This window comes from Carnobacterium sp. AT7, assembly GCF_000171855.1.
GTDB classification, from domain to species: domain Bacteria; phylum Bacillota; class Bacilli; order Lactobacillales; family Carnobacteriaceae; genus Carnobacterium_B; species Carnobacterium_B jeotgali.
In genome coordinates, this window is record NZ_ABHH01000009.1 from 56,979 (window position 1) to 80,191 (window position 23,213).

General features: G+C 36.3%; 17 protein-coding genes. 2 read left to right on the forward strand and 15 right to left on the reverse strand.

All coding sequences use genetic code 11. The annotated features are described in order from the left end of the window. Positions 1 to 315: 315 nt before the first annotated feature. The 7 genes from CAT7_RS05180 to CAT7_RS05210 all read right to left on the reverse strand — a co-directional run bounded on the left by CAT7_RS05180 (position 316) and on the right by CAT7_RS05210 (position 7,539). Positions 316 to 846 (reverse strand): GNAT family N-acetyltransferase, encoded by a 531-nt coding sequence (locus CAT7_RS05180; RefSeq protein ID WP_007722762.1) that lies wholly within the window; start codon positions 844 to 846, stop codon positions 316 to 318. Between the two features lie 19 nt (positions 847 to 865). Further along, positions 866 to 1,261, reverse strand: coding sequence for a hypothetical protein (locus CAT7_RS05185; protein ID WP_007722765.1), 396 nt, complete (start codon positions 1,259 to 1,261; stop codon positions 866 to 868). Between the two features lie 768 nt (positions 1,262 to 2,029). Next, positions 2,030 to 2,200, reverse strand: coding sequence for a hypothetical protein (locus CAT7_RS12395; protein ID WP_007722772.1), 171 nt, complete (start codon positions 2,198 to 2,200; stop codon positions 2,030 to 2,032). A gap of 306 nt (positions 2,201 to 2,506) precedes the next feature. After that, positions 2,507 to 3,532: a LacI family DNA-binding transcriptional regulator gene (locus CAT7_RS05195; protein ID WP_007722775.1), complete on the reverse strand. Its 1,026-nt coding sequence runs from the start codon at positions 3,530 to 3,532 to the stop codon at positions 2,507 to 2,509. A 37-nt stretch (positions 3,533 to 3,569) separates the two neighbouring features. Continuing rightward, positions 3,570 to 4,577, reverse strand: coding sequence for an aldose epimerase family protein (locus tag CAT7_RS05200; RefSeq protein WP_007722778.1), 1,008 nt, complete (start codon positions 4,575 to 4,577; stop codon positions 3,570 to 3,572). After that, positions 4,564 to 5,235, reverse strand: coding sequence for a beta-phosphoglucomutase (gene pgmB, locus CAT7_RS05205; RefSeq protein WP_007722781.1), 672 nt, complete (start codon positions 5,233 to 5,235; stop codon positions 4,564 to 4,566). The genes CAT7_RS05200 and pgmB overlap by 14 nt, the downstream gene beginning before the upstream one ends. Before the next feature lie 18 nt (positions 5,236 to 5,253). Beyond that, entirely contained in the window at positions 5,254 to 7,539 is a 2,286-nt protein-coding gene (locus tag CAT7_RS05210) for a glycoside hydrolase family 65 protein (RefSeq protein WP_007722784.1), read from the reverse strand. 305 nt (positions 7,540 to 7,844) lie between these two features. On the opposite strand from CAT7_RS05210, the gene CAT7_RS05215 reads away from it, so the two are divergent. Both CAT7_RS05215 and CAT7_RS05220 read left to right on the forward strand, forming a co-directional pair. After that, positions 7,845 to 9,506 (forward strand): PTS transporter subunit IIBC, encoded by a 1,662-nt coding sequence (locus CAT7_RS05215; RefSeq protein ID WP_007722787.1) that lies wholly within the window; start codon positions 7,845 to 7,847, stop codon positions 9,504 to 9,506. Positions 9,507 to 9,509: 3 nt separating this feature from the next. Beyond that, positions 9,510 to 10,325, forward strand: coding sequence for an endonuclease/exonuclease/phosphatase family protein (locus CAT7_RS05220; protein ID WP_007722791.1), 816 nt, complete (start codon positions 9,510 to 9,512; stop codon positions 10,323 to 10,325). A 121-nt stretch (positions 10,326 to 10,446) separates the two neighbouring features. Here the strand turns inward: CAT7_RS05220 and addA are convergent, their stop codons facing one another. The 8 genes from addA to rpoD all read right to left on the reverse strand — a co-directional run bounded on the left by addA (position 10,447) and on the right by rpoD (position 23,194). Continuing rightward, positions 10,447 to 14,250 (reverse strand): helicase-exonuclease AddAB subunit AddA, encoded by a 3,804-nt coding sequence (addA, locus tag CAT7_RS05225; RefSeq protein WP_007722794.1) that lies wholly within the window; start codon positions 14,248 to 14,250, stop codon positions 10,447 to 10,449. Further along, entirely contained in the window at positions 14,247 to 17,867 is a 3,621-nt protein-coding gene (gene addB, locus CAT7_RS05230) for a helicase-exonuclease AddAB subunit AddB (protein ID WP_007722796.1), read from the reverse strand. Before addB ends, addA begins: the two co-directional genes overlap by 4 nt. 101 nt (positions 17,868 to 17,968) lie before the next feature. Further along, on the reverse strand, positions 17,969 to 18,226 hold the full coding sequence (locus CAT7_RS05235) for a DUF1294 domain-containing protein (RefSeq protein WP_007722799.1): 258 nt from the start codon (positions 18,224 to 18,226) through the stop codon (positions 17,969 to 17,971). A gap of 2 nt (positions 18,227 to 18,228) precedes the next feature. Continuing rightward, entirely contained in the window at positions 18,229 to 19,464 is a 1,236-nt protein-coding gene (pepT, locus tag CAT7_RS05240) for a peptidase T (RefSeq protein WP_007722801.1), read from the reverse strand. Between the two features lie 29 nt (positions 19,465 to 19,493). Continuing rightward, on the reverse strand, positions 19,494 to 20,618 hold the full coding sequence (locus CAT7_RS05245) for a Nif3-like dinuclear metal center hexameric protein (RefSeq protein ID WP_007722803.1): 1,125 nt from the start codon (positions 20,616 to 20,618) through the stop codon (positions 19,494 to 19,496). Next, positions 20,615 to 21,319 (reverse strand): tRNA (adenine(22)-N(1))-methyltransferase, encoded by a 705-nt coding sequence (locus tag CAT7_RS05250; RefSeq protein ID WP_007722804.1) that lies wholly within the window; start codon positions 21,317 to 21,319, stop codon positions 20,615 to 20,617. The genes CAT7_RS05245 and CAT7_RS05250 overlap by 4 nt, the downstream gene beginning before the upstream one ends. 31 nt (positions 21,320 to 21,350) lie before the next feature. Continuing rightward, complete coding sequence (locus CAT7_RS05255; RefSeq protein ID WP_197050080.1) at positions 21,351 to 21,818, reverse strand: hypothetical protein; 468 nt, start codon at positions 21,816 to 21,818, stop codon at positions 21,351 to 21,353. Between the two features lie 254 nt (positions 21,819 to 22,072). Continuing rightward, on the reverse strand, positions 22,073 to 23,194 hold the full coding sequence (gene rpoD / locus CAT7_RS05260) for an RNA polymerase sigma factor RpoD (protein ID WP_007722808.1): 1,122 nt from the start codon (positions 23,192 to 23,194) through the stop codon (positions 22,073 to 22,075). Between the last annotated feature and the right edge of the window lie 19 nt (positions 23,195 to 23,213).

The following is a 23,213-nucleotide window of genomic DNA, read 5'->3' on the forward strand; positions in this document are numbered from 1 at the left end:
ACCGTCTATAGAATCTGAATTATTTTTTATCCTCTTTCTGCTTACGCAATTTAGTGAAAAGGTTAGAAAAAAGATACCAATTAAAAACTAGTCCTGCGAATAATAATATCCCCGGAAACCAAATTAAGTGATCATAATAATTAACATAATTAATATAAATAATGATCAGAGATATGAACATTAAAAATGAGACAATCTGGAATACTGCTTTCACTTTGATCTATTCCTCCCATCTTTTCTGGATATTTCATTTTTATTGTTATTACTGGTAAAGCTTCGTCCTATTTTAATAAAAACCCAGCTGTTTTTTTTCCTTTATCCTTCTAAGTAAAAATAGATGTCTGACTTTCCTTCTTGTTTTGTATGATTATAATCATTGGTAATTAGTCCGCCGATAATAAATTTTTGCTTTAAGTAAAATATGCACGCAGCTAAGTTATTGTCTTGCGCAACAGTGTACAGTCCAACATAACCTAGTTTCAGAGCTATTTTCAATCCTCTGGAAATCAATTCTTCGGCAATCCCTTTTTTGCGAAATTTTTGATTCACTTTCAAATCATAAACGTACATGTAGCTGTTCCAATTTGCTTTAAAAACAGCTAAGCCAATACAATTACCACCTTCATAAGCACCCAGAGCAAACCCGTCTTTATTCATTTCTTCAAACTGATATGCTTCATTGGGAAACACCATAGAATGAACTTCGCTAAATAACTCTATATCTGTTTTCCAGTTCTCATTTAGACGACTGACAATTAATTTGCCAAATACGTCGAATGATTCATTTGGCAGGCGTAAATCTAGTTCACTTTCTTTTGTGATTTCTCGGTAGTCAACTCTACTCATTAGCTGTCCCCTTTCTTATTTATACCGTCGTTTTATTTTTTGAAAATACGATATCAAAAAAAGCTATGCCAAATGATACTCCTAAACCAGTACTGGCATTTTTCAGCAAATCTATCTCAGTTGGTCGAACTATGTAATCAAAACAATAATTTACTGCAGTAAACAATATTAATAAGCTAGTAAATTTAACAATTCTTTTTCTTATTTGATTCCATGTAAAATTTCTTGCATTCACAATAGTGATAATAGGAATATAAATAACCATCAAGACTGCAAAAAGGACATAACCCAATAAAAAATTAGTAGAAACAGGATTCTCTATGTTTTTATAAACAACTATAAGAGCTATTATCGTTGCCATTATGAATAAGCTATAAATGACTTTTGCGAGAAGAACGCTCGTATTCTTTTTCATATTCATTCCCTACCTTTTAAATGAAATCAACTATAAACTAAGTATATAATAACTGGAGCAAGAACAAGAACAGCCAGTATGATGACCAAAGCAATGAGTATTTTATTGTATTTTTTCACTTGAGTACCTCTTTTCTTTTTTGATTATCTAAATAAACTATAGCTTCAATGTAAATAGTCTTAGATCTATAAAGAATAATTTTTGGAACCAAAAACATATTATTGTTTTTTGTTTAATGCAAATACTATAAAAGGGATAGATGAAATTAATTATCTTTTTTTTTTTCAAATACGACATTATTAATCTAATCATCGTGGCCGTTAAAGCTACAAATAACAACCAACTTAATAGAAAACCATCTAAAGAAAGATATTGTGGTACAAAATAAGGGTATAATAAAAATAAAAGAAAATAAAAAATCATTAGGATATAGTACATATTATTTTTCAAAACATCTCCTCCCTTGATACTTTTATAGTACTTTCTAGAGTATTTGTAGATAAATCAACTTTACTATCAAACATCTTTTTCAAGAAAAATTATAAGTCTAGCTTTCAAAATATTTAGTAATGCCAAAACTGCACCATTATTTTTTCCTCAAGGTAAACATCTATATTTAAGTTTTATATTTTTCATTGCAACCTTGAATAAAGAATTTCTGTCAACCAATTCTGGTTTTCAGAGAAGAAAATTACCTAAAACAACTAAAACATATCCACATATTTATAGCAACATACAAGTGATTCATCCATTTTAAAATAATAACCATCAATGTTTAGTTTGATTGTTGTTATTTACAGCCTTTTCCCAAATTCTAATTATATTGACAATGATTATTAGCGGCAAAAAATAAAGCGTTTGTTTAGCAGAAGGAATAATAAATAAGAATACTATTCCAATAATGATAGCTATAATCATGGATATTTTGGTTACTTTCATTGTTATCCCCCCTTATGCTTACTCAATTTAGAAAATAATCTAAAACAGAATACCAGTTAAAATAAATACCGGAAATAATACTTACGAGTCCTATTATCTCTTATTTCATTTGAAAAGTAACGCACCGTTTGGTTTACATCTAGCAACCATTGGTTTACATTTTAATGCACGCACGGCTTTATCTAATTTTATCTATTGTAAATAAACATTTACCCTGCCAATATCACTTGATGAAGAAGAAGAAAGCAGATCCTATAGAAAAAGCTGCCACCCTCTTTTATTGAAAAGGAGGGTGGCAGCTTTTTTCTAGTTATCATTTCTTATACAGGATTGTCTTTCGATGATTTGATGAGGTAAAATGATTTTGACTGCTAATGTTTGTTTGCCTAAGATCAATTGAATCAGTTGATACACTGCTTGTGAAGTCAACGAATCAGTATGCAAATCAATCGAAGTTAATTCAGGACGGAACTTTTCAGCAAAAATAGAATTATTAAAGCCGATTATCGAAACATCGTTTGGTATTTTCAAACCAAACTCACTAAGTAAATAACTCATATTCAAAGCAATTAAATCATCACTAGCTACAATCCCCGTCGGAAAATCATCAGTTTCAAAAAGTTGCTGCGTTTTTTTACGATAAGCTGCTTTGGGAAGGGTCACATCCAGAATCAAATTTGGGTCTACTAGAACTCCAGCATCTTCTAACGCACGCGTATAGCCTTTTAAACGCGCTTGAATCACCATTTGTTTAGTGTTTTCTCCAACAAAAACAATTTTTTTATGCCCCAACTGCAACAAATAATTTGTTGCATCTTTTCCAGCAATAATATTGTCATTGTCTACGTAAAGCATTTCATTTTCATATTTATATGGTTTTCCAATCATCACATATGGTGTTTTTTCTTGGTGCAGGTATTCAATGATTGGATCATCTTTTTTAGAATACAAAACGATAAATCCATCGACGCGACCACCTTCAGCCATTGTTTGGATACTCTCCAACAATTCTGCTTCTGTCGTTCCAGAAGCAAGCGAAACCATGTATTTCTTTTCGTTGCATGCCTTGCTTATTCCTCGAATCATACTGAGAAAAAAAGTGTTTTGAAAACCTTGCCCTTGAGATACGGGCAAAATAACTCCAATCGTTTGTGTCGTTTGATTCACCAATCCGCGTGCGGTTAAATTTGGGCGGTACCCCATTTCTTTCATCACACGTCGAACATTTTGTTTTGTTTTTTCACTGATGCTGGGAGAATCTTGGATGGTGCGCGAGACAGTTGAAGTGGCTACTCCAGCTTTTTTGGCTACATCTTTGATTGTGACTGACATCTGCGCACATCCTTTCTTCCTTTATTCTAGGCTATATTTAATGCGTTGTAAACGTATACTTTGTCCAATAATGATATGTTTTTCCCGGTTCAATCACGATAGAGCAAAATTGAGGATGATTTATTGCATCAGGTAATTCTTGGGTTTCCAAGGCAATTCCTCGATGACTGCTCATTTTTTCACCGTCCACCAGGTATTCTTCTTCCATACCTGTAGTTGAAAATACCACTACGGCTTCTCGGTTTGTTTCCATCTTTAAGATTCGACCACTATCTGGATCATCAAGTCGAATAGTTTTGTTTCCTGATAATTTAAATGGCGTATCAAATCCTACAGGCCGGTCTTGAATGGCTAAATCCATCTTTTTAGGTTCTCTAAAATCGAAAGCTGTCTGCGCAACAGGAAGCAAGCGTCCAGTCGGCAATTTAGATTCATTCGTTTCCGCATAGTTTGCTGCTTCCATTTGAAGAGTGTGATTCAATACGTTTCGTTTCGTTTGTCCGCTCAGATTAAAATACGTGTGATTTGTAGGGTTAAACAGCGTTTCTTGATCCGATTTAGCAGTGATTAGCATTTCCCACACATTCTCATTGGTCCAATAATAGGTGACCGTCACGCTGAGATTTCCTGGATACCCGTTGTCTCCATCTGGACTGACAAATGAAAAAGATACACCGATTTTATCTTGTTCTTTGACTAATTGACTGTCCCAAACAACTTGACTGAAAGTTTGATTTCCGCCGTGAATATGATGTTCTCTCTCGTTTTTTGTTAGTTGATAATCTGACCATGCACCATCAGCGATACGACCTGCTACTCTTCCAACAAAAGCACCAAAATATGGCGAGTCCGTTACATAATCTTCAAACTGATTAAATCCGAGTACGACATTTTCTATTTTTCCTAACTGATCAGGCACTTCGATTTTCGTTACAACCGCTCCATAATTGATACAACGAAAAACAGCTTGTTGATCATTAGTAAGAACGTACTCAAAAACTTCTTGCCCTTCATGCCAACCATAATGTCGTTTATGCGCGTCCAACAGTTTCACTCCATACATCCATTAATAGTGCTGCTGTCAAATCGCTCGTACTTGGGACAACTCTTGTCGCTTTACCTAAATTCTTAGCTTCGCCAACACCAACAGAAACCATATGAGCAGCATTGATTGAATCCACGCCAGCTGCTGCATCTTCTACACCCACACACTCACTCACATCAACACCAAGTTGTTGAGCACCAGTCACAAAAATTTCTGGATCTGGTTTACCCGCTTTTAATTTAGCAGGGTCAACAATTTCATTAAAATAATCGGTAATTTGCAGTTTGTCTAAGATTATCGGTCCATTTTGACTGGCAGAGGCTAAGCCAATCAAAATAGACTTTGTTTTTAGTTCATCTAATAAATTTTTGATTCCAGGCAACAAATCTGTTGGCGACATTTTTTCGATTAATGTTTTGTATAAGTCGTTTTTCTCTGTAGCCATTGCTACTTTTTCTGCTTCTGTATAAGCATCTTGTTTGTTGCCTTTTTCTAAAATGAGGTTCAATGAGTCTGTCCGACTCACTCCTTTTAATTGTTCATTAAACTCCTCATCGATTTCGATACCAAGCTTAGTTCCTAATGCTTTCCATGCTTCATAATGGTAGACAGCTGTATCTGTAATCACGCCGTCTAAATCAAATAGTACTGCTTTCATAGAGTATCTTCCTTCCTGTTAGTTAGTTGTTTTATTTGGTGATTTGGTTCTTGCACTGTATATATCATTCAAAACGACTGCTTCATCGTAAACAGCTAGCTCCAAAGACTCACCATCAAGCAATACGATTGATACTTCTTCACTCGTCACGTTAATTTTCAATAAGCGTCCTCGATAATTGATATGGAAAGCATAATTCGTCCAGTTTTCTGGCAAATAAGGTCTAAACGATAGTTGTCCGTTAACCGTCTGCATTCCTGCAAAGCCTTGAACAATCGTCAACCAGCTTCCTGTCATAGAGGTGATGTGCAACCCATCTTCTGTATCATTATTATAATTATCTAAATCCAATCGTGCCGTACGTTCATAAAATTCAACAGCTTTGTCCATTTTGCCAATATCTGCTGCTAAAATCGCATGGATACTTGGAGATAAACTAGACTCATGTACCGTCATTGGTTCGTAAAAATCAAAATTACGCTCAATTTCTTCCATAGTGTACATTTCTTTAAAGAAGTAGATTCCTTGTAAAACATCTGCTTGTTTAATAAAAGGCGAACGAAGAATCTTATCCCATGACCATTTTTGGTTTAATGGCAGATCTGCTACATCTAATTCAGAAACTGGACGCAATTCTTTGTCTAAGAAAGTATCGTGTTGAACAAAAACTTGCTCTTCTTCATCATAAGGATAGTACATTTTCTCAATGATTTCTTGCCATTTCCCGATTTCTTGTTCGGTTACTTGTAAACTTTCTTTTTTGTCTGCTGACAATAGTAAAGATTCTAGCGTATATTTCAATGTCCAAACGGCTAACTTGTTTGTATACCAGTTGTTATTGACATTATTTTCGTATTCATTCGGACCAGTTACGCCATGCATCATGTATTGGTCTTTTCTGCGGTTATAATGTACACGGTCTGCCCAAAAGCGACTGATGCCTACTAACACATCCAATCCTTTTTCTTTTAAATAGCTTTCATCGCCAGTGTAATTTGTGTAGTTGTAGATAGCATAAGCCATCGCACCATTACGGTGAATCTCTTCAAAAGTGATTTCCCATTCATTGTGGCATTCCACGCCTGTGAAGGTTACCATTGGATATAAAGCACCTTTCAAACCTTGTTGTCTAGCATTGTGTTCTGCTTGTGGCAATTGATTGTAACGGTAATTTAATAGATTTTCTGTAATTTTTGGATCTGCTAAAGCTAAATACAACGGTACAGCATATGCTTCAGTATCCCAATACGTTGCTCCACCATATTTTTCACCAGTAAAGCCTTTAGGTCCAATGTTCAATCGTGTATCTTCACCATAATAAGTTGAAAACAATTGGAATAAATTGAAACGAATGCCTTGTTGAGCAGCAGGGTCTCCACCGATTTCAATATCAGCTTTTTTCCAACGTTCTAACCAAAGAGATTCATGGCGCATCCGCAATTCTTCAATTGATAATTGATCAACACGTTTACTGATTGCTTGACTTTGCTTTTTCACATCTTCTTTGTTGTAGTCACGTGAAGTCGTTAATACAATTCGTTTTTCAATGACAGCTTTTTCTCCAACGGCTAAAATTCCAGCATACGTTTCTGAAACTTTCATTTCAGAAACAAAATTTGTTGTTTTTTCTAAATTTGTAACGTGATTTGACATTGTAGCGCCCACTGTAAACTGATCAATACCAAAATCATTCGGTTTTGTTTCAATAACTAAGCTAGTCGTTTCTTGAGAAATAGGCAACCAAAATTGTTCATCATAATTCGAATCTTCATTAGTTACATTTCCATCAAGAGCTGGAATCACTTCTACTTTCACTTGATCGGATAAACTGGTCACTTCCATTTTAATGGCACACAGTTCTTTTTGATCCAAACTGACAAAGCGTTCTACAACAACTTGAACTTTTTTACCGCCTTTTTCTACTAAGTAGCTTCTTCTCAAGATTCCATGTTGCATATCTAATTCCAACTCAAAATTGGTTACTTTATCGGTATATAAATCAACTTTTTCGCCATCAATCAATAAATCAACTTGGATAAAGTTCATCGTATTAATTACTTTACCAAAATATTCAGGATAGCCATTTTTCCACCAGCCGACACGTGTTTTATCTGGATACCAAACGCCACCGATATAACTTCCTTGATGATGGTCCCCTGAATAAGCTTCTTCAAAATTACCCCGCATACCCATATAACCGTTTCCAATACTTGTTAAACTTTCTTGTAAGCGACGTTCTTCTTTATTCAATTCTGTTGTTCTAACTTTCCATTCATCTATCTCAAACAATTGTGTATATGACATTTTTTTCCTCCTATCGCAGGAATTGCATAAAAATTATTTTCGCAATTCACGCTTTCTTTATTAGCTAACGCAAGTTTAAGCGCAAACGATTGCATTGTCAATTTGAAAAGGATAAAACTTTGTCTCTCCTAATGAACAGAGTTAAAGAAACACTGATTTAAAGCAATTCCGTTATCTTGTTACCGGTAACAAGATAACGATTACTTTAAACGGTTGCATTTTTTTAAATCAAGCCGTATATTTAAAGCAATCGTTTGCATAGCGAACTTTTATTCATAATTATATTCACGAGGAGGATTTTAAAAATGAAAAAAATTTTTTCATTTGATTTTTGGCAGAAATTAGGTAAAGCGTTAATGGTTGTTGTGGCTGTTATGCCAGCAGCCGGATTGATGATTAGTATTGGAAAAATGATTGCCATGTTCAGTGGAGACATCACCCTAGTTCTGACAATCGGTAGTGTTATGGAAAACCTAGGTTGGGCTATTATTGGTAACCTACATATTTTATTCGCAGTTGCTATTGGTGGTTCTTGGGCTAAAGAACGTGCCGGTGGAGCTTTCGCTGCTCTTTTAGCTTTTATCTTAATTAATATGACTTCAGGAGCTATCTTCGGAGTCACTTCTGATATGTTATTAACTGAAGGCGCTACAACGTCTACTCTATTCGGACAAACAATCCCTGTAGATGGTTACTTTACATCTGTTCTAGGCTCACCTGCTTTAAATATGGGTGTGTTCGTCGGAATTATTTCTGGATTTGTGGGAGCGGTTGTATTCAATAAATATTATAATTACCGCAAATTACCGGAAGCCCTTTCTTTCTTTAACGGAAAACGTTTTGTACCTTTCGTCGTTATTTTATGGTCTGTAATTATTTCAATCGGATTGGCTCTTGTATGGCCGGTCATTCAAACAGGAATTAATAACTTTGGACAATGGATTGCAAATTCTAGCGAAACTGCACCTATATTCGCACCATTTATCTACGGAACATTAGAACGTTTATTGCTTCCATTTGGTTTACACCATATGCTGACTATTCCAATAAACTATACCGCTCTTGGTGGTACTTACACTGTCTTAACTGGTTCTGGTGCTGGTAGTCAAGTTTTCGGACAAGATCCATTGTGGTTAGCTTGGGTCAGTGACTTAGTGAACTTGAAAAATGCTGGCGATACTACTGCTTACAATGAATTATTGTCTTCTATTACTCCTGCACGTTTCAAAGTTGGACAAATGATTGGTGCAGCTGGTACGTTATTAGGTATCGCATTTGCTATGTACCGTCGTACAGATAAAGACAAACGTTCAAAATATAAATCAATGTTTTTATCAGCTGCTATAGCTGTTTTCTTAACTGGTGTTACTGAACCTCTTGAGTTTATGTTCATGTTTGCTGCTCCTGCTTTGTATGGAGTATACGCTATTCTTCAAGGTATTTCATTTGCATTGGCAGATGTAATTCATTTGCGTGTTCACTCATTTGGTACTCTTGAATTCATGACACGTATTCCAATGTCTGTCAACGCAGGATTAGTCTGGGATGTTGTTAACTTTATTATCTCTTGTGTGGTCTTCTTCTTCTTGGCATACTTTATTTCTTACTGGATGATCGGCAAATTTAAATTTGCTACTCCGGGTCGTTTAGGAAATTACATCGAAGAAACTGCTACTGAAGATGGAGTTGCAACTGAAGGAACTCCTGTTGGCGCAACAATATCTGCAGATGCACAAGTTAATGGTATCATCGAAGCTCTAGGTGGAAGTGAAAACATTTCGGATGTAGATGCTTGTATGACACGTTTACGTGTAACGGTTAAAAATCCTGATGCAGTTCAAGATGAAGCTTCTTGGAAAAAACTAGGCGCTTTAGGTTTAGTGAAAAAAGGAACAGGTATTCAAGCTATTTACGGACCAAAAGCTGATGTATTAAAATCAGATATCAATGATGTATTAGGAGTGTAATTTTTGAAATTTTTAACGTTAAACACACACAGTTGGATGGAAAAAGATCCTTTAATAAAATTGAAAAACTTATGTGATGCGATTACTCGTCAGTCATTTGATGTGATTGCCCTGCAAGAAGTCAATCAACTCATGACTTCTGCCACAGTAGATCAATCATTATTGGTTACCTTTTCAGCTACGAACAATGAGCACCCTATCAAAGAAGATAACTTTGCGTTCTTATTGCAACAAGAACTGCAGAAGAATGGATTGGAGTACTACTGGACGTGGGAACCTTCACATATCGGTTATGACCGGTATGATGAGGGTCTGGCTGTTTTGAGCTTGAAGCCTATTCAAGAAACTCGCTCTTTCTTTGCTTCAGAAAATACGGCGTATAATGACTATAAGAGCCGAAAAGTTATTGGCATCAAATCAGAAAATCAGTGGTTCTTTAACGTGCATTTAGGCTGGTGGCAAGATAAGCACGACCCTTTTCCAGGTCAATGGAAAAAATGCACTGCACATTTCGCTACTTTAAAAGAACCAATCTTTTTACTTGGCGATTTCAATAACCCAGCTCATATTAAACAAGAGGGTTATGAGTTAGTCACACAAAATTGGTTTGATACTTATCACTTAGCAGCACAAAAAGACACAGGTTTTACGGTGGCAGATGCTATCGATGGTTGGTCCGAAAATCAAAGCGGCTTAAGAATCGATTATATTTTTGCCAATCAACCGGTAAAAACAATTTCTTCTCAAGTAATTTTTAATGATAACAATGAACCTATCATTTCTGATCACTTCGGCATTGTCGTCGAAATAGCAGATTAACTACTACAAAAAGACTAATTCCCTAATTGAGCTTTACTCGATTAGGGAATTAGTCTTTTTTTTTGCTTATAAAGTTGTTAACTCATTTTTCTTTCAATTACTACTTATAACCCTTCTATTTCTATTGAGGTACAGGAATGATTTCACCTGTCTCCAGTAGACAAAGATAGGCTTCCGTTACTTTTTTATTTAAAATAGATTCTAATGCAGATCGATATAAATTCATTTGACCTTTATACTTCTCTAGCATATTTTTTCCTGCTTGTGCTCCATAATGACTGACTCTATCTGTTTTATAGTCAAATAAAATAATGTGGTCTTCCAACTCGATATAGCCGTCAATAATTCCGTGAATCAAAATTTTATCTTCAGCATCGCCGTTCATATCTGTAAAGATTTTTTCAGCTTCTAGTAAAAGTGAGAACGGTTCTTCACGATGGACTTCTTTTGAATAGTCTAAAATCATATTTCCCAGCGGTGTAGCGAAAAATTGAACCAGTTGTCCTACATTGACTTTTGAAGCAACTTCTTCTTTTAAAACGCCAGCTTTGATTAGAGAAGCAATGAGCGCTTCAAGCGACTCTTTAGTTGGCTTGGTAGCTAAGTCAACTGCCTGCATAACTGAGTGAGTTGCTGTACCTATCTCTGCATTAGAAGGTACTGTCAGTTCCGTCATAAATAAAGGACGGTCTAAACTGTCTTCAACATACCGGTTTCGGTTTCTAGGTTGACTGACATCAATTTTCACCATTTGATCACTATCCGGTTCTTCAAATAATCGTTTAATTTCTGAAACAGACTGATAGCTCGTTGTATGTGAAGCTCCTTCATGTTCATAAGTGTAATTCATCAAGGCTAACGCTTTTTGAACCGTTTGATGGGTGGATTCATCGGTTGGAGTTTTTTCTTGCTGCTCGTCTAATTTTTCTAACCAGTTTTCATCTAAATCCACATCTTTTGAAATCAGTTGTTCTTGAATCACACTTTCATCGTAAAAATGAACAGCAAAATGAGCTGAATGGTTTGTAATAGTGCCATTGCGAGCTGTGAAAGATGTAAATTCATTTTCGCTTGAAGGATGGCGAACCAACGCTAATCCGATCCACTTCATTAAACTTCCAGATGTAAACCGAATATCAGCTGGCAAAACAGTAGGCGTATGAGAACTAACGACGCCCCATTCTTTCCATGCAGCTTCTTCATTTTTATAAGAACCCACTAAGAATAATTTTTCTTCTGCTCGGGTCAACGCAACATATAACTTTCGCATTTCTTCGGATAATAATTTCGTTTTCTTTTCAACTTTTAAAGCCGTTTCTGGCAAAGAAGGATACCGGATCCGGCGCTCCAAATCTTTGTAATCAGTCCCCACACCGTATTGTTCATTAAAAACATAACTTTTCTTGATGTCTTGGAGATTAAATTTCTTCGTTAAATCTAAGACAAATACAACTGGAAATTCTAACCCTTTACTCGCATGAATCGTCATGACTCGAACTGCGTCTTCATCTTCAGATATAGCTGTGGGTTCTGCCAAATCCTTATCTTTTTCTTGCATTTTCTCAATAAATCGAACAAATTGAAACAACCCTTTGAAACTAGTTTTTTCATAACTAGCTGCACGTTCATATAAAGCGTGTAAATTCGCTTTCCGCTGTTTACCAGAGTTCATTCCTCCGACATAATCCAGGAAACCTGTATCATCATAAATTGCCCATATAAGTGCGACTAAGTGGTCACGTCGAGCAAGCTCACGCCATTTGTTCAAGCGAGTCAATAAGACATCGATTTTTCCATATAAATTTGTCGTAAAGCGGCTGGCTTTTTCGATACCTGGATAAGTTTGATAAAATGTTTTTAACGCATCGTAATAATCACCCGTTTTTTGACTAATCCTAATTGAAGCCAATTCATTTTCATCCAATCCCACAATTGGCGAACGCAAGACAGCTGCCAAAGGAATATCTTGATAAGGGTTATCAATCACTTTTAATAAAGACATCATGATGGTGATTTCAGTCGTTTGAAAATAATTTTGCGTATCATTTACTTGCAATGGAATAGACAGTCGTTTGAACATCTCCATCAATACCAAGTTATTTTTTTTCGTCGGTGTTAACAAGACAATGTCTTTGTAACGGATTGGCCGAGTTGTTTTAGAACGTTTGTCATAAATCGGAAATTGGGTTTGAATGAGCTCTTGTATTTTCTGGCCAACCATTAATAATTCGCCTTCTGTTTTATCTTCAATACGCATATCCCAATTGACTGATTCCGTTTCTTCACTGTCCTCTTCGCTATCAGTTGTTCCTTTTTCATAGATCAACAATTCAGGATGGTGTTTTTGCAGTGCTGGAAAACCAGAAAACCCTTGGACCAATTGAGCAGCTTCATCGTAATCCATTTGTCCAACCGCTTTATCCATCAGTTGTTCAAAGATTAGATTCGTGAATTGCAAAACTTCTCCTCTAGAACGGAAATTTTCAGCTAATATAATCCGTTCACCAGATTGATGGTGTCCATATTGCTCATATTTTTTTAAAAACAATCCTGGGTCAGCTAAACGAAAAGAGTAAATGGACTGTTTGACATCTCCTACCATAAACAAGTTTCCTTGATCCGATTGATCATGTGCTAACCAGCGTAAAATATTTTCTTGCAGCTGGTTGATATCTTGGTATTCATCTACCATAACTTCTTTAAATTTATCTCGGTAGTGCATGGAAGCTTCTGTTGGAACCCAATCCTGCTTTTTAAATTGAGCCAAAATTTGCAGCGTCAAATGCTCTAAATCATTAAAATCTAATAGATTTCGTTCATCTTTACGTTGACGATAGGCATCGGTAAAAAGCTGCGTGACTCTTGCCATCTCTTCTACAAGCGGTGCGGCATTTAACATAAGATCAATTTGCTCTTGCGGTGAAGCAGAAAAATAATCATTGGTTAATTCTTTGAATCGATTTTTATACTGATCTCTTAACAGCTTCATTTCTTCGGCCGTCTCTTTTATCGCTTCATCAGTACCTTTTTTGACAGCATTCCACCGTGAGAATTCAAACTGTTTGCTGTAATTGTAAGCTGTTTGATAATCGTTTTCGTTAATAGCCAGTTGTATTTCTTGCAGAGCTGTCCATTCTATTCGAACTAATGCAGTTTGTTTTTGCAATTCCTCACAGCCTTCACCTAATTGAGCAGCCGTTTGTGACAGTTCAACTAGACTGTCTAGTACCGACAAAATTTGCGGTTTTAACAGTTCTTTAAATAAAACGCCATTGGTTAAATCATTGCCTTCAACCTGGTACAAATAAGACAACTGCTCCAACCAGGCTTCCGGTCTAGGATTGGCTCTTGAAAATTCATACAGCGAGAAAATCAAATCGGTTAAGCCTGCATCACTTCGATCATTAGAGTAAGAGGCTGTTAAAGATTTGAACAACGTATCTTCTTCTCCGTATAACTCTTCTCGTACATCTTCCCAAACGCTTTCCTTTAATAGCAAAATCTCTGTTTCATCCGTCAACAAACGAAAGATAGGGTCTAAATTGATCAAATAATAATACCGGCGAATAACTTGGAGACAAAAGGCATGTAGTGTACTGATAGATGCTTGATTGATCAACGTCACTTGTCTCGTAAGGTGCCGTTTTAATTCCATGTCACTTTCGGAAGTGACTGATTCTTGAATGGCCACTTGTATTCGTGCTTTCATTTCTTTGGCTGCAGCTTCTGTATAGGTCACAATCAGCATTTCATCCACATTTGTGCCAGCTTTTATTTTTTCAATGACCCGTTGAACAAGAACGGTGGTTTTTCCTGAACCAGCCGAAGCTGATACAAGTATATTATGTCCTTCTTCATAGATAGCCTGCCACTGACCATCTGTAAAATGACTATTTTCAGGTTTTAGCGGAAGTGGGTTCATCATTCTTCATCTTCCTCCTCTTCTTGCATTTTCTTAAGAATATCTTCTCTTTTTAATGACTCCATCCGGCGGTAATTATTTTCTGGCAACATCGCATCAAATTGAGAAACAGCGCGCAATGGTCCATTAACAGTTGGGATAAATTGTCTTTTTTCATAGAAAGGATTTAAAGTCGTTACACCTTCGACTATTTTATTACCGGCATCGATAATCAACTTTTTATTGTGCTGACGCAAAGCTGTCATTTCATTTAATGTCACAAATTTAGTAGACTTTAACGCTTCACTTTTCAGCTGATTAAAAGGGTAAACGAGTGAAGCAGTCGTTGGTTCAATCGTTGGATCTAGCGACAGCAACATCGCTTCGTCTTCAAGCAACAAACCATCCATTTTATAAGACTTTAATAATTCCTTGATATACGCATCTTCATCTAAAAAAGTTCCTTTTTTCATAAAAGGATTGGATACATGTAGATAAAATGCGCCAGCTGGTTTAGCTTCGTGCCCAATTAAATCAACCGCATTTTGAAGAGCAGTATCCAAATACGTAATCATCTGCATCGCTAAACCATAATAAGCATCCTGGTAATTGAATTTATGTGCACTTGACTTATAATCTACTACGCTTAAATAAGATTCAGTTCCTACTGTCATGGCATCTACTCGGTCGATTTTCCCTCGCAAATAAAGGGTTCCTCCATTATTAAGTCGGAAAGATAAACCTTCGATACCTGTTTGATTTGCTACATGTCCAAATAACACTTCAGTTTGGATATTTTTCATATTCGTGCGTCGACTTTGATTGCCAATGACCCACACCATTTTCTTGATGGTTTGCCCTAATTGATCACGAATATATTTCATACGATTAGACGCATTTAAGATAGAAAATTTTGGTTTGCCATAAAGTTCCGTCAAAACTTCGGTTGTCAGTTCTTCAAGCATCTCTTCATTCAATTGATTAAAGCTGAGATTTTTTTGAATAATTGTTTTAAATAAATGATCCAATGCATCATGGAAGAATTCTCCTGTACCCGCTGGCGAAAGCTCAAAAACATCTCGTTCTTTTAATTTCAACCCATAAGTCAAGAAATGACCGTAATGATCCGCGTAAAAAGCTTCTAAACGCGAAACAGATAAATACAAATCTTTGCCATATAAATCTGTCGCAATCGTATTTCTTAACGGCATTGGTACATTCTTTTTAACTAAACTGACAAGCAAATGATTAAAATCGCGTGCCACTTGTTTATCTCGTTTAAAGAACATGTACAGATTTTGCCAAAATGCATTTAATTGCCCTTTTTGGTCTTGCTCCTTGCGTAAAACCATCAATAACTGGCTGATAGTTGTTTTCTTTGTACCTACAAAATCCAACAATTCATTGCCAGTCGGGTCTTCTAAAGAAGTAATATCCATGAGTTTAGCTTGAATAGGAAGTTGGAATGCTTTTGCAATTCTATCTACATAAGGCGATAATTTCGGCCCATTTTTCGTTTCATCACTAGTCGGATAACTAAAAATCAGTTTTTCTGAAGAATCTAAGAATGCTTGATAGGCAATAAACGGTTCAGAGGCCATTACGGCTTCAACAGTTGGTTTTAAATACTGTGTTTCATCTAAGAAATAGGAAAAGAAATCTCGGTCTTCTTCAGTTAAGATGCTTTTATTTTCCGTCTTAGCTGGCAAATGAGCATCTGTCACGCCTAACATAAAAGTCAATTTTGCTGTACCAATTCTCGTTCCTTCAATTCCTGAAAAAGTCACTTGATCAATACTTGGTGGAACCATACTGTAAGTGGCATTATCGAATCCAGTCATTAAAATGGCATGGAAACTATCTAAATCAAACGGTTCATCACCTAACACTTCTACATACTCATCTAGCAGTTGCAAAAAAGTTTGCCACGTTTGTTCATGTTTACGTGCTTCTTCAAGATTATTGTCTTCAATAGCTTGGTCACGCCAAAAGCCTATTTGGTCATTAACGCCGACCGTTTCCATAAATAAATAGAGTTCTTTAGCCGCATCTTTGCTTGTTTTAGCCTTTTCTAATCGTTTGAAAAACGGAACTAACAATCCTGAGACAGCTGTTTTAATCGAATTTGCCGTTTGTTCAATACGTTGATCATTATCTGACTGAAATTCGGCATCTTCATAAAAGTAGCGTGTATAATGCCAAGGTTCCGTCTTCGTCCAGTGGTAGCCTTCGTAGCCATATGCTAGTAAAACATTCTCGGTAATATCCACTTTTTCGCGATACTTTTGTGCACGCTCAACCTGTTGACTCACACGTTGCGCTCGTTCTTTTGAAAGGGATTCTTGCTCTTCAAACGCAGGAATCACTAATTCTGTTCTAAGCAGCCGCATCACATCGGCGTAACGCCAATTGCGTTTATAAATACTGACTAATGCGTCAATCACTTCAATAAGTGGATGTTGATTCATCAATTCTGCACTATCAATGAACAATTCAATTGCATGGCTCGTAAATAGCGGTTCTATGATAGCTAAATAATCATCCATATTACGAGTCAAGACTAATATATCCTTATATCGGTAATGTCCCGTCGCAACCAATTTACGAATTTCTTTCGCCACATGTGTAATTTCTGCTTGTTTATTTTCTGCGGCCCATACCTCAATACAGTTGCCCATTACATCAGAACTTGCTAAAGAGACAGTGGTTGCTGGTGAAAGTTGGCTGGTCTCTACCCAAAAATCTTCCAATTGATTTAATTCCTCACAATAAGATGCATCTTTTTCTTGAATCACCTTATCTTTATAAACAGGTACATTATTTTGGCGAGCCAATTGATACAGTTTGTAGTAAGTTGTCCCTGATGTTTGAAACAAATTATGCATTTCTGGTTTTTCAACGGCATAAGCTTTATCTGTAGTCAAAGCAATGGTTACTTTTTTAGCAGCTTTCATTAACGCCAAAATAAGCGCTTGTTCTTGAGCCGTAAATTGATAATAGCTTTCAATATAAATGGTTGTCTCAGATAAATCTAATTCTGTTACTTTTTGGATTAAAGCAGACACAATATCCTCAGATTCGATATATTTATTTAGTAACGCCGCATCAAATGCTTGGTAAATTAATGACAAATCTTGTAATTTCAATTTGAAGTCAGTTTCTTTAGGAGAATTACCTAAATTAAGAATCATTTGATCTAAATCAATTTGTGTAATCCGACCGCTCCGCAGTTCTAAAAATAAATCGGTCATTTGCTGAACGAAGCCCTCTTTACGGACTTCACCACGATAAATAGTTAATTTTTCTTCGTGTTCAATCAATAATTTACGAATCAGCATGGATAGCCCAGTCGTTGTTAACTGAGTTTTAGCGTAAATATCCGTATCTTTTAACCAATACCAGGCTAATCGTGTAAAACTAAATACTTGTAAATGCATCATACCCATCATCGGTTTATTTTTAAAATAAGGGTATTGACTCAAACTTCCCAAAACAGTCATTTCAGCTTGAAATTTAATATGGTCCGGCACTAAATAAAAAATGGACTCTTCAGTATGGTTAGTCAGACTTTCGGCTATTTCATCCAACAGTACCGAACGTTTATTACGATTGGCACGACCTAAAACAAATTGTAATCCCATAGTGTTTCACACATCCTCTCGTTCAACTTTCGTCTCTCTTATTTTAACATACGCAAAAAATAAAAGACCTATACAAAATGAAAATGTATAAGTCCTTTATTTTATGAAAAATAGACAACCAAGAAAATAGCAAAGGCAGCGCCTAAAGTGTAGATAGCTTTAAAAGAACCCTTTGTCGTTTTATGGCGAAACAATTTCATACCTAAGATTCCACCGATTCCACCACCAATAAGACCCAGACCTAACAATGTTCTTTCAGGTATTCTCCATTGGCGTTTAACGGCTTTTTGTTTATCTACGTACATCAATACGAATAATAAACTGTTGCACAATAACAAATAAATCCATAAAAAGATCATCTTTATGCTCCTTTTACAGCATTCAAACGAGCAATTTCAACAATAACTGCAGTGGCTTTTTCCATACTTTCAACTGCCACAAATTCATAGCGGCCATGAAAGTTTTCTCCACCAGCAAAAATATTTGGCGTTGGAAGCCCCATAAAGGAAATTTTCGAGCCATCTGTTCCACCGCGAATCGGTTCGATGATTGGTTTAATAGACAGATTCTTCATTGCTTCTTCAGCAATATCAACTACAGTCATATCTTTTTCAATGATTTCGCCCATATTGTAGTAAGAGTCATTTAATTCAATCGTGATTCGTTCGCTGCCATATTCTTTATTTAAGGTTGCAGCTTGTTCAAGCATAAAGGCTTTACGCGCTTCGAATTTTTCACGGTCATGGTCACGGATAATATAAGATAAAGTTGCTTCATCTACTTCTCCAGTAATCCCAACTAAGTGGTAGAATCCCTCGCGTCCTTCTGTTTTCTCAGGTACTTCATCTTGAGGCAATAAGGCATCAAAAGCCATTCCAATTTTAACGGCATTGACCATTGTATTTTTAGCAGTTCCAGGGTGAACATTCTTCCCTTGAATCTTCACAATCGCTGAAGCCGCGTTGAAACTTTCAAATTCCAATTCGCCAACTGGACCACCATCCATGGTATAAGCAAATGTTGCATTAAAACCCGGTACGTCAAAACGATCTGCTCCGATGCCGATTTCTTCATCTGGACCAAAGCCAACACGAATAGTACCGTGTTCGATTGAATCGTCGTTAATCAAGACTTCCATAGCTGTCATAATCTCAGCGATTCCCGCTTTATCGTCAGCCCCTAATAAAGTTGTTCCGTCTGTTGTGATTAACGTTTGTCCCACGTAATTTTTCAGATTAGGAAAATCTTTCGGATCTAAAACAATTTGTTGTTCTTCATTTAATACAATTGCTGCTCCATTATACTGTTCATGGAATTGAGGGTTCACATTTTCTGCATTAAAATCAGCCGTATCCATATGAGCAATAAAACCAACTGTTGGTACTTCTTTAGCTGTATTGCTAGGCAAAGTTGCTGTAACATAACCATTGGATTCGTTATATGCAATATCGCTTAATCCAATTTCTTCTAATTCTTTCATTAACGTCTTAGCAAATGCAACTTGGCTTTGCGTTGAAGGAATAGTCGTGCTGTTTTCATTAGAACGTGTTTCTGTTTTTACATAACGAATAAAACGAGGTACAAGGTTTTCATACATAAAAGATAACTTCCTTTCAAAATTGTTTTTTATAAAAAGTTATAAGGATCAGTATTTAATTTCGATTGAATAATATCAAAATCCCAATTTGCTTCTGTTTTCCATTGTGTAAACAAATCTACTAATCTTGGTTTACAAATGCTTTCAATATGATGACCAGGGTCGATCACACTTAATCCATCCGCTAACATATCATGAGCTGTATGGTAGTAAACATCTCCTGTGATAAAAACATCAGCTTGTTTTTTTAGCGCATCCGGATAATATTTTCCAGCATCTCCACCACAAATTGCCACACGTTGGATTAGTTGATCTTTATCTGATGTAACATAACGCAAACCAGACACTCCAAAAACATCTTTGACTTTTTGAGCAAAGTCAGCAACTGAAATGGGTTCTGCTAAATTGCCGACTCTCCCAAGACCATATTCATCCACAAAATTTTCAATTGTATACAAATCATATGGCGGTTCCTCATAAGGATGCGCTCCAAATAACGCTTTTTCAATCGTTTGCGTTAAGTGTTCTGGAAAAACAACTTCAATCCGAACTTCAGCTACATGTTCCGTTTCATCGATAGTTCCTTTTGTAGGATTAGCCTGATTAATCGGTGTAAAGCGGCTGACGCCAGCAAATGTATACGTACAATCTTTGTAATTTGGACCTATTTGTCCAGCTCCTGCAGCCGTCAATGCATTGCGGACTTCTGCTTGATTTTCTTCAGGAACAAATACGGCAATTTTTTTATAGGTTAGTCTTTTAGTCACGTGCATGATTTCGGTTTCTTTTAGCGCTAATGCATCGGCTAACCACGTATTCATACCGTTGGTTGCCACATCTAAATTGGTATGAGCAGCATAAACGGTAATATCATGCTTCAATAAATCAGCGTACATTTTCGTTTGTGCATCGTCTGTTGCCAAGTTTTTAATCGGACGAAAAATTGGCGGATGATGTGCAAAAATAAAGTCTACTTGTTTCTCAATCGCTTCTTGTACGACTTCAGGTCGAATATCTAACGTAACCATCATTTTTCCAATCGGTTTCTTTAACGTTCCTACTGCTAACCCAACCGGATCTCCAGCTTCAGCTAGCTGTTTTGGAGCAAATGATTCAAATTTTTGGATAAATTCACTTCCATAAGTCTTAGTCATTTCAGCACCTCTTCTATTTCTTGAATTTCTGCTTGGATTAGTTTGATTTTAGCTGTTTGATCTACACTTGATTTTTTTAAACTAGCGAGAATGTACTGGTTCTTTTCCAGTTCTTTTTGCCATTTCTTTTTGAAAATAGCTGAGTTTTTATCTTTTAAATAAAATCCAAATGTCAACTGAGAAGCTGTTGCTACAAACTTTTCTGTTGGGCTTTTCACCGCAACCATCAGTTCATAGATTTTATCATTTTCTTCGATAATATCTTCTGCAGTAATCATGTAGTTATGATCCACCAACCATTTGCGTAATGTTAGTTCTCCTACGTTCGGTTGTAAAATCAATCGTTCTTTACCAGTTAAATGACCTTTTTTAAAGCCATTATCTAAAATAGAAGCAATTAACGAACCACCCATGCCACAAATAGTGATGGCCGATACTTCGTCTGCTGGAGAAAGCACTTCTAATCCATCACCTAAACGAACACTGATTTGTTTAGTTAACCCTAAACGATTCACTTGATTTTGTGCAGCTTGAAACGGACCTTTAACAACTTCCCCAGCTATCGCAAAAGCAACTTTTCCATTACTTGCTAAAGCACAAGGTAAATAGGCATGATCAGAACCAATATCTGCTAAACGATCACCCTGTTCAACATAAGATGCAGCTGTACTTAAACGCAGTGACAATTGACTTTCGTCCATACTCAACACTTCTTTCAATTAATGATTTTCTTTATCCTTCGAAGAACTCTTCATCCATTAAGTAACCTTCTGCGGCATCTTTAGTATTGAAAACACCTTCAACTTGATCATTTGGTAAGGCTACTACCCATGTAGGATTATCATAAATTAAACGTAAAATGTCGCCATTATTGTCAAACCATAATTCTGTGTATCCTTCTTCATAGCCATCAGCTGTTTTCTTTAAGTGAGCAATCGCTTGATCTACCATAGAACGAATCGTTTCTTCTGTTTCATCTCTAACGGATACATAGCCTTTATCTGTTTCTTCTTTCGGCAAATAACCTGCATAAATCAGAGCATTTCCATTCGGGTGAAGGAAACGGATCGCCATTGTTTTAGGTACTGCGCTGTCCTTAAAGTGGTAGTTCAATCGGTTCATTGATACTTTTGTTGCTGTTAATTCCTCGTAACTATCAAAGATAGCCTTTTTTTCTTCAAATGATAACATGTCATTCATCCCTTCATTCTTACATCGTTTATTATTATACCAGTTTTTTCTGTCATTCGTTCATTTTTATGATTCTTCATCAAACAGTGCGCTGCTTCAAAAAATTCTTACGGAATAGACGGATTTGCTTGTAAGATCCCTGGTACCGTCTTATCCCTGAATTTTTTAAGATCATCAATACTAAAATAAACCGATTAAATTTTAGTTATGAACGAATGAAGGTCGCCCAAATAAAGCTCATTTTGGACGACCCTCTTTTAATTTTATTCTAAAAAGTCTTTTAATTGTTTTGAACGACTAGGGTGACGTAATTTACGTAGTGCTTTAGCTTCGATTTGACGGATACGTTCGCGCGTAACCCCAAATACTTTACCTACATCTTCAAGCGTACGGTTACGTCCATCATCAAGACCAAAACGTAAACGCAATACATTTTCTTCACGGTCTGTCAGAGTGTCTAGAACATCTTCTAATTGTTCTTTCAACAACTCATAAGCTGCATTTTCTGCTGGGCTAGTTGCATCGTGATCTTCAATAAAATCGCCTAAATGAGAATCATCTTCTTCTCCGATTGGCGTTTCCAAAGAAACTGGTTCTTGAGCAATTTTTAAGATTTCACGAACTTTTTCAGTCGGTAAATCCATTTCTGCTCCGATTTCTTCTGGAGTTGGTTCGCGTCCTAAATCTTGTAATAATTGACGTTGGATACGGATCAATTTATTGATTGTTTCAACCATATGCACTGGAATACGAATCGTACGAGCTTGATCGGCTATAGCACGCGTAATCGCTTGACGAATCCACCAAGTAGCATACGTAGAGAATTTAAACCCTTTTTTATAATCGAATTTTTCAACAGCCTTCATCAATCCCATGTTTCCTTCTTGGATCAAATCTAAGAACTGCATTCCACGTCCAACGTAACGTTTTGCAATACTAACAACCAAACGTAAGTTAGCTTCTGCAAGACGTTGACGAGCTTCTTGATCGCCTTCTTCAATTTTAATGGCTAATTCAACTTCTTCAGCTGCCGTTAATAAATTGACACGCCCGATTTCTTTTAAATACATTCTAACAGGATCGTTAATTTTCACGCCCGGAGGAGCCGTTAAATCTTCAGGTTTTTCAGCATCTTTTTCGGCTTTTAATTCTTTCAATTTCAATTGACGAGCTGTTGGACCACCATCGTCTCCAACCACTCCAACACCTGCATCTTCGATAGTTTGGATAAGTGCATCCATTTTTTGAGCAGTTAATGAAAAAGGCGTTGCTATTTTATTTGTTAAATCATCATAATGAATCGTTCCTGCTGGTTTGTACTCTTTAATCAATTTCTTTACTTCGCTATCAAATGCTTTTTTCGTTGTTGGGTTTTTATCAGCCATTAAAAAGCCTCCTCTATCA

Coding starts and splice junctions, on each gene's coding strand:
- CAT7_RS05180 (WP_007722762.1), bottom strand. CDS start 846: ATGAGTAGAGTTGACTACCGAGAAATCACAAAAGAAAGTGAACTAGAT.
- CAT7_RS05185 (WP_007722765.1), bottom strand. CDS start 1,261: ATGAAAAAGAATACGAGCGTTCTTCTCGCAAAAGTCATTTATAGCTTA.
- CAT7_RS12395 (WP_007722772.1), bottom strand. CDS start 2,200: ATGAAAGTAACCAAAATATCCATGATTATAGCTATCATTATTGGAATA.
- CAT7_RS05195 (WP_007722775.1), bottom strand. CDS start 3,532: ATGTCAGTCACAATCAAAGATGTAGCCAAAAAAGCTGGAGTAGCCACT.
- pgmB (WP_007722781.1), bottom strand. CDS start 5,235: ATGAAAGCAGTACTATTTGATTTAGACGGCGTGATTACAGATACAGCT.
- CAT7_RS05210 (WP_007722784.1), bottom strand. CDS start 7,539: ATGTCATATACACAATTGTTTGAGATAGATGAATGGAAAGTTAGAACA.
- CAT7_RS05215 (WP_007722787.1), top strand. CDS start 7,845: ATGAAAAAAATTTTTTCATTTGATTTTTGGCAGAAATTAGGTAAAGCG.
- addA (WP_007722794.1), bottom strand. CDS start 14,250: ATGATGAACCCACTTCCGCTAAAACCTGAAAATAGTCATTTTACAGAT.
- addB (WP_007722796.1), bottom strand. CDS start 17,867: ATGGGATTACAATTTGTTTTAGGTCGTGCCAATCGTAATAAACGTTCG.
- CAT7_RS05235 (WP_007722799.1), bottom strand. CDS start 18,226: ATGATCTTTTTATGGATTTATTTGTTATTGTGCAACAGTTTATTATTC.
- pepT (WP_007722801.1), bottom strand. CDS start 19,464: ATGTATGAAAACCTTGTACCTCGTTTTATTCGTTATGTAAAAACAGAA.
- CAT7_RS05245 (WP_007722803.1), bottom strand. CDS start 20,618: ATGACTAAGACTTATGGAAGTGAATTTATCCAAAAATTTGAATCATTT.
- CAT7_RS05250 (WP_007722804.1), bottom strand. CDS start 21,319: ATGGACGAAAGTCAATTGTCACTGCGTTTAAGTACAGCTGCATCTTAT.
- CAT7_RS05255 (WP_197050080.1), bottom strand. CDS start 21,818: ATGAATGACATGTTATCATTTGAAGAAAAAAAGGCTATCTTTGATAGT.
- rpoD (WP_007722808.1), bottom strand. CDS start 23,194: ATGGCTGATAAAAACCCAACAACGAAAAAAGCATTTGATAGCGAAGTA.